The sequence below is a fragment of the Streptosporangium sp. NPDC003464 genome, from assembly GCF_053588315.1.
Genome location: NZ_JBSFPS010000108.1, coordinates 1 through 11555 on the forward strand (window position 1 = coordinate 1; position 11555 = coordinate 11555).

An 11555-nucleotide genomic window follows, 5' to 3' on the forward strand; every position below is an offset into this window, starting at 1 on the left:
GATGATCCTCACCATGCTCGCCGCCCCGGAGGGGACGACGACGCGGGCGATCGAAGCGGCGCTGGAAGCCGAAGGCCACGAGCGCGGCATCAGCACGGCGAGGTCGCCCCGCAGGCTCACGAACTCGTCGGCCCGCTCCAGCAGCGCCGGCATCAGCGCCCGCGCCTCCTCGACGGTGAAGGTCCTGTCCACCCCTGAACGTTAGCGCCTCGCCGCGGGTCCGGCCCGCGGGCCGCGCGGCCCCGTACGGCCGGCATGGCCCCGCCCCGCGACAGGCCCGCCCGCCTCCGCGTCTGTCGCCCGGAGGACGGTGGCTACACCGGCGACGTCTCCGGGTCGTCGGAACGCCCGGCCGGCGCGGCGGACGCGTCCTGGCCGGAACGCCCGGCCGGCGGGGTGGATGTCTCCGGATCGGGCCGTCCGGCCGGCGGGCCGGATGCGTCCCGGCCGGGCGCGTCCTCGTCCAGCAGGGTGGTCTCGTCGAAGGGGATGCGACCGGCCAGCACCTCGGCCGCGCGCTCCCGGTCGAACTCGCCGGTCCAGGTGCCGACCAGGACGGTGGCGACCGCGTTTCCGGCGAAGTTGGTCAGGGCCCGGGCCTCGGACATGAAACGGTCGATGCCGACGATCAGGCCGACGCCGTCGACGAGGTCGGGCCGGTGGGACTGCAGACCACCGGCGAGGGTGGCCAGGCCCGCGCCGGTGACCCCGGCGGCCCCCTTGGAGGCGATGATCATGAAGAGCAGCAGGGAGATCTGCTCGCCGAGCGAGAGCGGGGCGCCGGTGGCGCTCGCGATGAACAGGGTCGCCATCGTCAGGTAGATGGCGGTGCCGTCGAGGTTGAAGGAGTAGCCGGTCGGCACGGTGATGCCCACGACGGGACGGCTCACGCCGAGGTGCTCCATCTTGGCGATCAGCCGCGGCAGGGCCGACTCCGAGGAGGAGGTGCCCAGGATGAGCAGGAACTCCCGGCCGAGGTAGCGCAACAGGGACACCAGGCTGACCCCGGCGACCAGCCGGAGCATCGGCCCGAGCACGCCCAGCACGAACAGCAGGCAGGTCGTGTAGAAGGTGAGCATGATGACGCCGAGGCTCTTGAGCGCGTCCACGCCGGTGGCGCCGACGACCGCGGCCATCGCGCCGAAGGCGCCGACCGGGGCGGCCCACATGATCATGGCGAGGATCCGGAAGACGAGCCGCTGGATGTGCGCGACGCCGGCCAGGACGGGCGCGCCCCGCGCCCCCATGGCCTGCAGGGCGAATCCGGCGAGCAGGGCCACCAGCAGGGTCTGCAACACCTGCCCCTCGGTGAACGCCGACACCAGCGTGGTGGGGATCATCCCGAGCAGGAACGTCACCGTGTCGTTCTCGCCGCCCTTGGCCGCCTCGGCCTCGGCGGCCTTGCGCAGTTCGTCGGTGAGCTGCAGACCCTGGCCGGGGTCGACCAGGTTGCCCACGACCAGGCCGATGGCCAGCGCGACGGTCGACATGACGAGGAAGTAGCCGAGCGCCAGGCCACCGACCCGGCCGACCTTGGCGGCCTGGGTGACCGATCCGACGCCGAGCACGATGGTGCAGAAGATGATCGGGCTGATCATCATCTTGATCAGGGCGACGAACGCCGTGCCCAGGGGCTTCAGCTCCTTGCCGAGCTCGGGGGCCGCGAGCCCGATGACGACCCCGGCGGCCACGGCAAGAATTACCGCCATATAGAGATATTTAGTGCGATCTCTGGACATAGTGGACACTCAGTCTTCCCGGTCTAGACGGAAACTCCGGTCGAGCGACTATGCGTCGGCGGTGTGATCTGGGTCACCATTGCGTACATTTTGGTCGTGAACATGAGGGAGCTGCCGGAGCGGATGCGGCGCTGGAGCCTGGCCGGGCAGATGCTGGCACTGCAGATCGTCGTCGTCGGGATCACCGCGGCGGGAGGCACGGCGCTGGCCGCCCTCCAGGCCGGCGACCTGCTCACCGACGAGGCCGCCGGGAGGGCCGAGGCGGTGGCCGTCAGCGTGGCCGACTCCCCCTCGGTCCTGGCCGCCCTCGGCGACTCCGCCACGCTCCAGCCGTACGCGGAGCGGGTCCGGCGGGAGACCGGGGTCGACTTCATCACGATCATGAGCACCGGCGGGCTCCGCTACACCCATCCCAATCCGGCCCAGATCGGCCGCCGCTTCCTCGGTAACACCGGACCCGCCCTGCGGGGCCGGACCTTCACCGAGACCTACACCGGCACCCTCGGCTCCTCGGTGCGCGCCGTCGCCCCGGTGCGCGACGCCGGCGGCGGGGTGCGGGCCCTGGTCAGCGCGGGAATCACGGTCGAGAAGATCAGCGTCAGGCTCCGCGGGCAGGTCGCCGGCGCCGTGTTCGTCGGGCTGCTCGGCCTGTCCGCCGGCGGCGCGGGCACCTACCTGGTCGGCAGCCGGCTGCGCCGCCAGACCCACGGGATGGGCCCCGCCGAGCTCAGCCGGATGTACGAGTACCACGACGCGATCCTGCACGCCGTACGGGAGGGGCTGCTGCTGGTCGACGGCGCGGGCCGGCTGACGCTGTGCAACGACGGCGCCCGGGAGCTCCTCGGCCTGCCCGGCGATGCGGACGGGCGGCACGTCGGCGAGCTGGGCCTGCCCGCCTCCCTCGCCGGGCTGCTGGCGAGCGGGGAGAGCCGGAGCGACGAGATCCACCTGACCGGGGAGCGGACGCTCGTGGTGAACGTCGCCGTGGTCCGCTCCGGCAACCGCTCGCTCGGCACCGTGGTGACCTTGCGCGACCACACCGAGCTGCAGGCCCTGACCGGGCAGCTCGACGCCGAGCGCGGCTTCGCCGACTCCCTGCGCGCCGCCGCGCACGAGTCGGCCAACCGGCTGCACACCGTCATCACCCTCGTCGAGCTGGGCCGTACCGAGCAGGCGGTGGCCTTCGCGACCGCGGAGCTGAGGGCGGCGCAGCAGCTCACCGACCGGGTGATGGGCGCGGTCCGCGAGCCGGTCCTCGCGGCGCTGCTGCTGGGCAAGAGCGCCGAGGCGGCCGAGCGCGGCGTGGAGCTGGCGATCAGCCCGGACACCAGGCTCGACGACATCGGCCTGGACGGCCGGGATCTGGTGACGATCCTCGGCAACCTGATAGACAACGCGGTGGAGGCGGCCGTGTCGGGGGTCCCCCCGGCCCGGGTGGACGTCCGCCTGCTGGCCGACGGGACGACCTTCCTGATCAGCGTGGCCGACAGCGGCCCGGGGCTGGACGCGGTGACGGCACGGGAGGCGTTCCGGCGGGGCTGGACCACCAAGGGCGACGGCCGCGGCCTCGGGCTGGCCATGGTGGGACAGGCGGTCCGCCGCCTGGGCGGCGCGATCGACGTCGGCGGCGGGCCCGGAGCGGTGTTCACCGTACGGCTGCCGCTGCGCACGGAGGGACTTTCATGATCTCGGTACTGGTCGTCGAGGACGAGGAGATCACCGCCGAGGCCAACCGCCTCTACGTGGAGCGGGTGCCCGGCTTCCGGGTGGAGGGGATGGCCAGGTCCGGCGGGGAGGCGCTGCGCTACCTGCGGCGGCGTCCGGTGGAGCTGATCCTGCTCGACCTCTACCTGCCCGACATGCACGGGCTGGAGGTGTGCCGGGCCCTGCGGGCGGCGGGCGTCCTGTCCGACGTCATCGCGGTCACCTCGGCGCGAGACCTGTCGGTCGTCAGGTCCGCGGTCTCCGTCGGCGTGGCGCAGTATCTGCTCAAGCCCTTCACCTTCGCCTCGCTGAGCGAGAAGCTCACGCGCTACGCGGAGTTCCGGTCGTCGGTGGAGGGCTCGGGCGAGGCCGGCGGCCAGGGCGAGGTCGACCGCGCGCTGGCCGCCCTGCGCGGCCCGGTGCACAGCCCGCTGCCGAAGGGGATGACCCCGGCCACCCTCGACGCCGTGCTGGCGGAGTTGCGCGGCACCCCGGCGGGGATGTCGGCGCAGGCCGCGGCGGCCGCGATCGGCATCTCACGGGTGACCGCCCGCCGCTATCTGGAGCATCTGACCGACAGTGGCGTCGCCCGCAGGATCCCGCAGTACGGTGGGGTCGGGCGGCCCGAGCTGCTCTACCGAATCGTTTGAACGCCGATGCGTCAGCAGGGCCGTGGACCTGATAGGACAGAGGCAGCCCGCCCTGCCACCCGCGGGCGGAGGAGCAGAGCATGGCCTTTTTCACGGTTTCGACAAGCCGGCACGGCACGGTGTGCGTCGTCCAGGCGAGCGGGGAGCTCGACTACGGCAACGCCTCCGTCCTCCGCGACGAGATGACCAAGGTGTGGGAGCCCGAAGCCCCCTCCACGATCGTCATCGACGTCGCGGCGCTGACCTTCTGCGACTCCACCGGTGTCGCAGAACTGATCGTGAGCCTCCGGCGGAGCCGGGCCGCGGGCACCCGCCTGGTCCTCGCCGGCGTTCACGGCACCCTGGAACGGATCCTGACCATCACCGGTCTGCGCTCCGCCTTCGAGCTCTCCCCCTCAGCCGAGGAAGCCCTGCGGGGGATGTGATCAGCTGGTGCGGTCCAGCGGCACCCGGGGCGCGTCCACGATCACGTCGGAGAAGATGTCGACCACCATGGCGATCACGCCACCGACGACGACGACCCCGGCCCCGGCCCAGAACAGCGTCCAGTTGGGGCCGACGCACAGGGCCACGCCGCCGATGGTGAACCCGATCAGAATGACGATCACCGCAAGCCAAGACTTGGGGCTTCCTCCGTGGCTTCCAGCCATGAGCCTTTCCTGTCCTCTCTGTGTGGATCAGCGATGCGCGCCGTTCGCGGCGGCGATCACCCTGGTCAGCGACCGGTGGAGCTCCTGCAGCTCCTCCAGTTCTATACCCAGGCGCTCGACGACGGACGGCGGAATCCTCTCAGCTTCGCTCCTCAGCTCCCGGCCCGCCGAGGTGAGCGTGACCGCCAGGACACGTTCGTCCCGGCTGTCGCGCTGCCGCCGGATGTAGCCGATCGCCTCAAGTCGTTTGAGGAGCGGGGACAGCGTACCGGGGTCGAGTTGCAGTAGCTTGCTCAGCTCCTTCACAGACAGCGGCGCCTGCTTCCAGAGCGCGAGCATCACCAGATACTGCGGATGGGTCAGGCCCAGAGGCTCCAGCAGGGGCCGGTAGACCCCGATGACGCTGCGCGAGGCAACGGCCAGGGCGAAACAGACCTGTCGCTCCAGGTCAAGTAGATCAGTCGTATCGCTCACACACCCCTCCCAGCCGACATAGTATGATATTTGGTGCACAAACTATTATGGCGCCAAGCATCGGTCCGCAAAAAGGAGTCCCATGTTCCATCGCAAGCCGATCGAGGAACGGATCGCCGAGCGAGAGGCCCGGCGTCCGTCGCTCGCGGAGGGCAAACACTTCGAGCACGGGCCGGCGAAGTTCATCTTCATCTTCGTCATCGTGTTCGTGGTGATCGGTCACCTCGCCGGCCTGCTGCTGCTGATGGCCCTGGACCTGCACTGACCCGGGCCCGCCCGGGCGTCACTTGGACCCGGTGAAGGCGATCCCCTGGATCAGCTGCTTCTGCAGCACGACGAAGATCACGATGATCGGGGCGCTGGCCAGCAGGGATCCCGCCATCAGGACCGGATACTCGGTGAAGTGCTCGCCCTGCAGGGCCGAGAGGCCCGCCGACAGGGTCATCCGTTCCGGATCGGTGTTGACGATGAGCGGCCACATCAGGTCGTTCCAGGACCAGAGCACGGTCAGCACGCCGAGCGCCAGCAGGCCGGGCCTGGCCAGCGGCAGCATCACGCTCCAGAAGATCCGGAACGGGCTGGCCCCGTCGATCCTGGCCGCCTCCTCGACCTCCCCCGGCAGGTTGAGGAAGAACTGCCGGAGCATGAAGGTGCCGAACGCGCTGAACATGCCCGGCACGATGAGCCCCGGCAGGCTGTTCAGCCAGCCCAGCTCCTGGACGATCTGGTACTGCGGGATCAGGAAGAGCTGGCTGGGCACCATCAGGACCGACAGCAGCACGATGAAGATCGCGTCCCGGCCCGGGAAGCGCAGCCGGGCGAACGCGTAGGCCGCCATCGAGCAGAACAGCAGTTGGGCGAGCGTCCGCCCGGTGGTCATCACGACCGTGTTGACGAACTGCTGGAGGAACGGCGTGTCCTCGACGACCTTGGCGAAGTTCGACCACTGCCACGACGGGATCCAGGTCGGCGGGGTCCTGGTCGACTCCGTGAAGGACTTCAGCGAGGTGAGCACCTGCCAGAAGAACGGGGCCACCATCGCGGCGGCGCCGATCCCGAGCGTCAGGTGCACGGGCCACAGCCGGCCGCTACGCATAGTGCACCCACTTCTTCTGCATCCGGAACTGGACGACGGTGAGGACGAGGGTGATGAGCATCAGCACCACCGCCATGGCCGCGCCGTACCCCTTGGCCCCCTCCTCGAACGCCTTGTTGAAGAACAGCAGGACCACGGTCTTGTTGTCGGCGTAGGCGGGGTTGGCCTTGCCGAACATGAGATAGATCAGGTCGAACATCTGCAGGCCGCCGATGACGGTGAGCACCGACACGAAGAAGATGCTCGGCGACAGCAGCGGCAGCGTGATCCGGAAGAACTGGCGCACCGGCCCCGCCCCGTCGATGGAGGCGGCCTCGTACAGGTGGCGCGGGATGCCCTGCAGCCCGGCCATGAAGATCACCGCGTTGTAGCCGACGGACATCCAGATCCCGACCACGACGACCGCGTAGAGCGCGGTGGACGGCTCGGCGATCCACGACTTGCCCTGGACCCCGACGAGGGAGAGCAGGTAGTTGATCAGGCCGTAGTCGCCGTTGTAGAGCCACCGCCAGATCAGCGCCACCGCCGCGGGCATCGTCACCACCGGCAGGAAGTAGATCGTCCGGTAGAACGACACCAGGCGCAGGCCCCGGGCGTTGAGCAGGGCCGCGACCAGGATCGACAGCGGGATCCCGGCCAGGCTCCAGACGGCGTAGACGAAGGTGTTCTTCAACGCCTTGGCGTTCTCCGGGCCGGTGAACAGCTCGCGGTAGTTGGCGAGCCCGACCCAGGTGCTGTCCCCGAACAGGGTCCACTCGGTGAAGCTGTAGTACACCGACTGGACGACCGGCCACAGGTAGAACACCCCGAGGCCGAGGACGAGCGGCGCGATCATCGCGTAGCCCCAGAACCACTCCTGGTCCCGCAGCCGCCGGCGGGGTTCGGCGCGGGCGGCCGCCGCGCGTGCGACCGCCCCCTCCACGCCACTCACTCCTTGGCCAGCGCGGCGTTCATGGCCGTGGCGAGCTCCTTTGCCCCGGCTTCGAGGTCCTGGCCGCCGGAGAACGCCTTGGTGATCGCGTCCAGCTCCGCCGTCGACCAGGCGGCGGTGTTCTTGGAGATCGGGTACGGCACGCTGTCGTCGACCTGGTCCACGAAGACCTGCAGGTTGAACTTGGGCATCGACTTCACCCAGGTGTCGGCGAGCCCCTCGTAGGCGGGGATCACCGCGCCGGTCTCGGCCTGGATCCGGTTGGCCTGCTCGGAGGCGAGGAACTTCACGAACTCCCACGCCTCGGCCGGGTGCTCGGTCTTGGCGTAGATCACGTTGGCCAGGCCGTGGATGACGGTGGCCTTGCGCTTGGGGCCGGCCGGCAGCGGGGCCACGTCGGCGTTGAGGCCCTCGGTGCCGCTGTAGGTGGTGGCGTCGTAGGAGCCGTCGGTCCACATGGCCAGCTTGCCGTTCTGGAACAGCTCGACCGGGGAGGTGTCGGTCATCTGCTGCACCGTCGGCGAGGACTTCTCCTCGATGAAGTCCGACCAGAGCTTCAGGCCCTCGATGGTGGCCGGGTCGTCGTAGCCGGACTTCTTGCCGTCCGGGGAGACCACGTAGCCGCCCGCCTGGAAGATCGTGTTGTAGAAGACCTCCTGACCCCACGGCGCCGCCCCGATGCCGTAGACGCCCTTGGCCGGGTCGGACAGCTTCTTGGCGTTCTCGCGGAGGTCGTCCCAGGTCCAGGTGGCGTCGGGATACTTCACCCCGGCCTTGTCGAAGAGGTCCTTGTTGTACCAGAGGCCGACGGTGTCGTAGTCCTTGGGCAGGCCGTACTGCTTGCCGTCGAGGGTGTAGAGGTCGTTGAGCGACTTGGGGAACTTGGCGGTGTCCACCTTGTCGGCCGCGATCTTGTCGGAGATCGGGAGCAGCGCGCCCTGCGAGGCGTAGACGCCGAACCGGGGGCCGTTCATCCAGAACACGTCGGGGGCGCTGCCACCGGCCGCGGAGGTCTGGAGCTTGGTGAAGTACTCCTTCAGCGGGGTGAACTGGATCTTCACCTCGATGTTCGGATGCGTCTTGGTGAACTCCTTGGCGATCTTGTCCATCGCCTGACCCTGGTTCTTCTCATCCCAGTAGCCGTAGGTGAGGGTGACCTTGCCGCCTGCGGACTCGCCCTCCGACGAGGAGCACGCCGCCGCTCCAGCCACGATCGCGCCGGCGCACAGAAGCGCCCACACCTTCCTGCTCATGTCGTCCCTATCTGTCCGAGCTGTACGAGTGAGTACGGAGGCTAGCGCCCATTTATGAAAATAACTAGGGTAAATGGAGCAACAGTGAGCAGAAGCGTGGCGAACAGGAGCGACTGTGAGGAACGACCTCCGCATCGGAGTAGCGGGATACGGCCTGAGGAGGTCACTGGCTCGCGAGGCACACCGTCCGGGCAACGGCAGCCGGGTGGTGGCGCTGTGCGACCCCGATCCCGCCGCCCAGCAGCGGGCCCGTGACGAGATCGGCTCTGACCTGCAGGTTACCGCCGACTTCGGGATGCTGCTGAACGACGACGTGGACGCGGTGATGATCCTCACTCCCGACCACACCCACGTGGAGCTGGCCGTCGCGGCGCTGAAGGCGGGCAAGGCGACCCTGGTGGAGAAGCCGCTGGCGATCACGGTCGAGGACTGCGACCTGATCCTGCGCACCGCCCGCGAGCAGCGCGCCCGGCTGTACGTGGGGCACAACATGCGCCACATGCCGGTCGTCCGGACCATGCGGCGACTGATCATGGAGGGGGCGATCGGCGAGGTCAGGGCCGTGTGGTGCCGCCACTTCGTCGGGCACGGCGGCGACTACTACTTCAAGGACTGGCACGCCGACCGGCGCAACACCACCGGGCTGCTGCTGCAGAAGGGCGCCCACGACATCGACGTCATCCACTGGCTGGCGGGCTCGCGGACCAGCCTGGTCACCGGCATGGGCGGATTGACGGTCTACGGGCAGGTCACCGACCGCTCCGAGGGGCTCCCGGCGGACTGGTTCAGCCCGGCGACCAACTGGCCGCCGCTCGCCCAGCGCGGCCTGAACCCGGTGGTGGACGTCGAGGACCTCTCCATGGTGCACATGCGCCTGGAGAACGGCGTCCACGCCAGCTACGAGCAGTGCCACTTCACCCCGGACTACTGGCGCAACTACACCGTCATCGGCACGGCCGGCCGCCTGGAGAACTTCGGCGACCACGGCGAGGGCGCCGTCGTGCGGGTCTGGAACAGCGGGCGGCGCGGCTACGACCCCGAGGGGGACCTCCAGGTGCCGATCACGGCGGGCGTGGGCGGCCACGGCGGCGCGGACGAGGGTCTGATCAGCGAGTTCGTCCGCTTCGCCGTCGAGGGGGGAGCGACCGACACCTCCCCTGTCGCCGCGCGCGACAGCATCGCGGCGGGGGTGCACGCCACCGAGTCCCTGCGGGACGGCTCGACGCCCCGCCACGTCCCGCCCGTCTCCCCCGACCTGGCCGCGTACTTCGCCGCCGGCCAGGTCTGATAATTTCGGAACCTGTTTGGATAAAGCGCCCGTCGCCCGTACCACGGGCACGGGCCGTCCCGCGGGCCGGGCACCGGACGGACAGCACAGACCCGGACGGACGGCAGGCGGGGAGCCGGGGCGCGGACGGCCCGGCTCCCCGGACGGTCAGGACGTCGCGCCGAACAGCGTCCGGTCGAGGTGGTCGAGGGCCAGCCGGACCGCGCCCAGCGCCACGGACTCGTTGCCGAGCCGGGAGGCCACGACCTCGGGCGGGTAGAGCGTGACCCGGTTCAGGTGCCGCTGGATGGGTTCGACGAGCAGCGAGCCGGCCTGGGACAGGCCGCCGCCGACCACGACCAGCTCCGGGTCGAGCGGGTTGACGATGGTGACCAGTCCCTCGGCCAGGCGGGTGGCGAACGCCTCCACCGCCCGCGCCGCCGCCTCGTCCCCGTCGCGCGCGCGGGCGACGGCGAACTCGGCCGACTGCCCGGGCGAGCGCAGCTCCCCGGGGTCGGCGGACATGGCGTAGTCGATCACGTTGCGGAAGGCGAGCCGGTAGCCGCTCGACTGGTCGCCGATCTCCCCGGAGGCGGCGTGGCTGCCCCGGTGCAGGGCCCCGCCGATCAGCAGGCCCAGGCCGATCCTGTTGCCGGTGAACAGGTAGACGACGTCCCGGTAGCCCTTGGCGACGCCCCGCCAGTGCTCGGCGAGCACCGCCAGGCGCATGTCGTTCTCCACCAGGACCGGCACGGGGATCCGGCCGGCCAGCTCGGCCTGGAGCGCGACCCCGCTCCACTCGGGGATGGCCACGCTCTTGACCACCCGTCCCGCCTCGTCGACCACTCCGGTGGTGCCGACCGCGACCGCCGTCAGCTTCCCGCGGTCGACGACGCTCTCCTCGACGAGCGCGACGATGGCCTTGATCCGCTCGGCCGCGGGCAGCTCCGGGGAGACCGCGACCCTGCGGGTGGCGAGGATCTGCCCGTTGAGGTCCGCGGTGACGGCCAGCAGCTTGTAACCGCCGACGTCCACGCCGATCACGTGGCCCGCCGTCCCGTGGAAGCGGAAGCGCCGGGCCGGCCGGCCGCGCTGGCGGTCCCCCGGCTCCTCGGCGCACTCCTCGGCCCACTCCTTGGCCAGCAGATCCTCGACGATCCCCTCGGCCGTGGGCCGGGACACGCGTGCGGCCCGGGCGAGCTCGGTGAGGGTCACGATCTGCCCGTCCCGCAGGATCCGCAGGATCGCCGCCGAGTTCAGTTTGCGGAGCAGGGACGCGTCGCCGCTCTCCTGTCTCATTGCACCTCTCGACCTCGCTCGGAGACACTTCAGACGGTTATCCTACTTACATAAGAGTCTTGCATATATCCGGCCAGCCAACTCCCCATTTCGGACGTGAGAGGATGATGATCCGGTTGGCCGGAGTTGGACTGCCCGCCCAGATCAGGAGGTCCGTATGTCTGACGTCACGCCGGAACCCGAGAGTTCCGAGGACGAGCTGAAGCGCAAGTTCCGTGAGGCTCTGGAGCGCAAGAAGACCGCCCAGACGGACGCCAACACCGGGGGCAAGGGGAAGAACGCCTCGAAGATCCACGGTGCGCACGGCCCGGTCGGAGGCAAGCGCTCCTTCCGCCGCAAGAGCGGCGGCTGAGCACCCCCGGGATCAGCCGGGCCGCACACCGGTGCCGGCCGCCGAGCGGGCGGCCGGCTGAGCACGCCTGAGCCGGTCGTCCCGCCCGGTCCGGGTCACCCCGCCCACCGGCCACCCGGCCGGCGGGCGGGCCGCCGCAT

13 protein-coding genes and 1 pseudogene are annotated in these 11555 nt (G+C 70.1%); 6 read left to right on the top strand and 8 right to left on the bottom strand.

All coding sequences use genetic code 11. From position 1 onward, the window contains the following. Positions 1-192 (bottom strand): annotated as a pseudogene (locus ACWDS7_RS23605) (hypothetical protein); the annotation flags it as partial. A 122-nt stretch (positions 193-314) separates the two neighbouring features. Beyond that, a complete protein-coding gene (locus ACWDS7_RS23610) occupies positions 315-1709 on the bottom strand; it encodes a cation:dicarboxylate symporter family transporter (RefSeq protein WP_451931031.1) in 1395 nt (464 codons plus the stop codon). A 132-nt stretch (positions 1710-1841) separates the two neighbouring features. Here ACWDS7_RS23610 and ACWDS7_RS23615 point away from each other — a divergent pair, with 132 nt between their 5' ends. The 3 genes from ACWDS7_RS23615 (at position 1842) to ACWDS7_RS23625 (ending at position 4518) form a co-directional block, all read left to right on the top strand. Further along, positions 1842-3425 carry a sensor histidine kinase gene (locus ACWDS7_RS23615; protein ID WP_451931049.1) on the top strand — a complete coding sequence of 528 codons (1584 nt, stop codon included), beginning with the start codon at positions 1842-1844 and terminating at the stop codon, positions 3423-3425. Then, complete coding sequence (locus tag ACWDS7_RS23620) at positions 3422-4093, top strand: response regulator (RefSeq protein ID WP_451931032.1); 672 nt, start codon at positions 3422-3424, stop codon at positions 4091-4093. The genes ACWDS7_RS23615 and ACWDS7_RS23620 overlap by 4 nt, the downstream gene beginning before the upstream one ends. A gap of 80 nt (positions 4094-4173) precedes the next feature. Further along, positions 4174-4518 carry an STAS domain-containing protein gene (locus ACWDS7_RS23625; RefSeq protein WP_306874867.1) on the top strand — a complete coding sequence of 115 codons (345 nt, stop codon included), beginning with the start codon at positions 4174-4176 and terminating at the stop codon, positions 4516-4518. Here ACWDS7_RS23625 and ACWDS7_RS23630 read toward each other — a convergent pair whose 3' ends face one another. Then, complete coding sequence (locus ACWDS7_RS23630; RefSeq protein ID WP_306874870.1) at positions 4519-4743, bottom strand: HGxxPAAW family protein; 225 nt, start codon at positions 4741-4743, stop codon at positions 4519-4521. 27 nt (positions 4744-4770) lie between these two features. Continuing rightward, on the bottom strand, positions 4771-5217 hold the full coding sequence (locus tag ACWDS7_RS23635; RefSeq protein WP_306874873.1) for a MarR family winged helix-turn-helix transcriptional regulator: 447 nt from the start codon (positions 5215-5217) through the stop codon (positions 4771-4773). A gap of 82 nt (positions 5218-5299) precedes the next feature. Here ACWDS7_RS23635 and ACWDS7_RS23640 point away from each other — a divergent pair, with 82 nt between their 5' ends. Then, positions 5300-5482: a hypothetical protein gene (locus tag ACWDS7_RS23640; protein WP_306874876.1), complete on the top strand. Its 183-nt coding sequence runs from the start codon at positions 5300-5302 to the stop codon at positions 5480-5482. An 18-nt stretch (positions 5483-5500) separates the two neighbouring features. Here the strand turns inward: ACWDS7_RS23640 and ACWDS7_RS23645 are convergent, their stop codons facing one another. Genes ACWDS7_RS23645 through ACWDS7_RS23655 form a run of 3 tightly spaced genes read right to left on the bottom strand, consistent with a single transcriptional unit; the run spans position 5501 to position 8497 of the window. Next, positions 5501-6313, bottom strand: coding sequence for a carbohydrate ABC transporter permease (locus ACWDS7_RS23645; RefSeq protein ID WP_451931033.1), 813 nt, complete (start codon positions 6311-6313; stop codon positions 5501-5503). Continuing rightward, positions 6306-7235: a carbohydrate ABC transporter permease gene (locus ACWDS7_RS23650; RefSeq protein ID WP_306874882.1), complete on the bottom strand. Its 930-nt coding sequence runs from the start codon at positions 7233-7235 to the stop codon at positions 6306-6308. Before ACWDS7_RS23650 ends, ACWDS7_RS23645 begins: the two co-directional genes overlap by 8 nt. A 5-nt stretch (positions 7236-7240) precedes the next feature. Beyond that, positions 7241-8497 carry an ABC transporter substrate-binding protein gene (locus ACWDS7_RS23655; protein ID WP_451931034.1) on the bottom strand — a complete coding sequence of 419 codons (1257 nt, stop codon included), beginning with the start codon at positions 8495-8497 and terminating at the stop codon, positions 7241-7243. Between the two features lie 115 nt (positions 8498-8612). Here ACWDS7_RS23655 and ACWDS7_RS23660 point away from each other — a divergent pair, with 115 nt between their 5' ends. Then, on the top strand, positions 8613-9785 hold the full coding sequence (locus ACWDS7_RS23660; protein ID WP_451931035.1) for a Gfo/Idh/MocA family protein: 1173 nt from the start codon (positions 8613-8615) through the stop codon (positions 9783-9785). 147 nt (positions 9786-9932) lie between these two features. Here ACWDS7_RS23660 and ACWDS7_RS23665 read toward each other — a convergent pair whose 3' ends face one another. Beyond that, the gene (locus tag ACWDS7_RS23665; protein ID WP_306874892.1) at positions 9933-11063 is read right to left on the bottom strand and encodes an ROK family protein; all 1131 of its coding nucleotides are present in this window, start codon (positions 11061-11063) and stop codon (positions 9933-9935) included. Between the two features lie 157 nt (positions 11064-11220). Here ACWDS7_RS23665 and ACWDS7_RS23670 point away from each other — a divergent pair, with 157 nt between their 5' ends. Then, positions 11221-11415, top strand: coding sequence for a DUF5302 domain-containing protein (locus ACWDS7_RS23670; protein WP_306874895.1), 195 nt, complete (start codon positions 11221-11223; stop codon positions 11413-11415). Positions 11416-11555: the final 140 nt, after the last annotated feature.

Bases quoted from the DNA above. Each gene is read 5' to 3' on its own strand.
- ACWDS7_RS23610 (WP_451931031.1), bottom strand. From the start codon at position 1,709: ATGGCGGTAATTCTTGCCGTGGCCGCCGGGGTCGTCATCGGGCTCGCG.
- ACWDS7_RS23615 (WP_451931049.1), top strand. From the start codon at position 1,842: ATGAGGGAGCTGCCGGAGCGGATGCGGCGCTGGAGCCTGGCCGGGCAG.
- ACWDS7_RS23620 (WP_451931032.1), top strand. From the start codon at position 3,422: ATGATCTCGGTACTGGTCGTCGAGGACGAGGAGATCACCGCCGAGGCC.
- ACWDS7_RS23625 (WP_306874867.1), top strand. From the start codon at position 4,174: ATGGCCTTTTTCACGGTTTCGACAAGCCGGCACGGCACGGTGTGCGTC.
- ACWDS7_RS23630 (WP_306874870.1), bottom strand. From the start codon at position 4,743: ATGGCTGGAAGCCACGGAGGAAGCCCCAAGTCTTGGCTTGCGGTGATC.
- ACWDS7_RS23640 (WP_306874876.1), top strand. From the start codon at position 5,300: ATGTTCCATCGCAAGCCGATCGAGGAACGGATCGCCGAGCGAGAGGCC.
- ACWDS7_RS23645 (WP_451931033.1), bottom strand. From the start codon at position 6,313: ATGCGTAGCGGCCGGCTGTGGCCCGTGCACCTGACGCTCGGGATCGGC.
- ACWDS7_RS23655 (WP_451931034.1), bottom strand. From the start codon at position 8,497: ATGAGCAGGAAGGTGTGGGCGCTTCTGTGCGCCGGCGCGATCGTGGCT.
- ACWDS7_RS23665 (WP_306874892.1), bottom strand. From the start codon at position 11,063: ATGAGACAGGAGAGCGGCGACGCGTCCCTGCTCCGCAAACTGAACTCG.
- ACWDS7_RS23670 (WP_306874895.1), top strand. From the start codon at position 11,221: ATGTCTGACGTCACGCCGGAACCCGAGAGTTCCGAGGACGAGCTGAAG.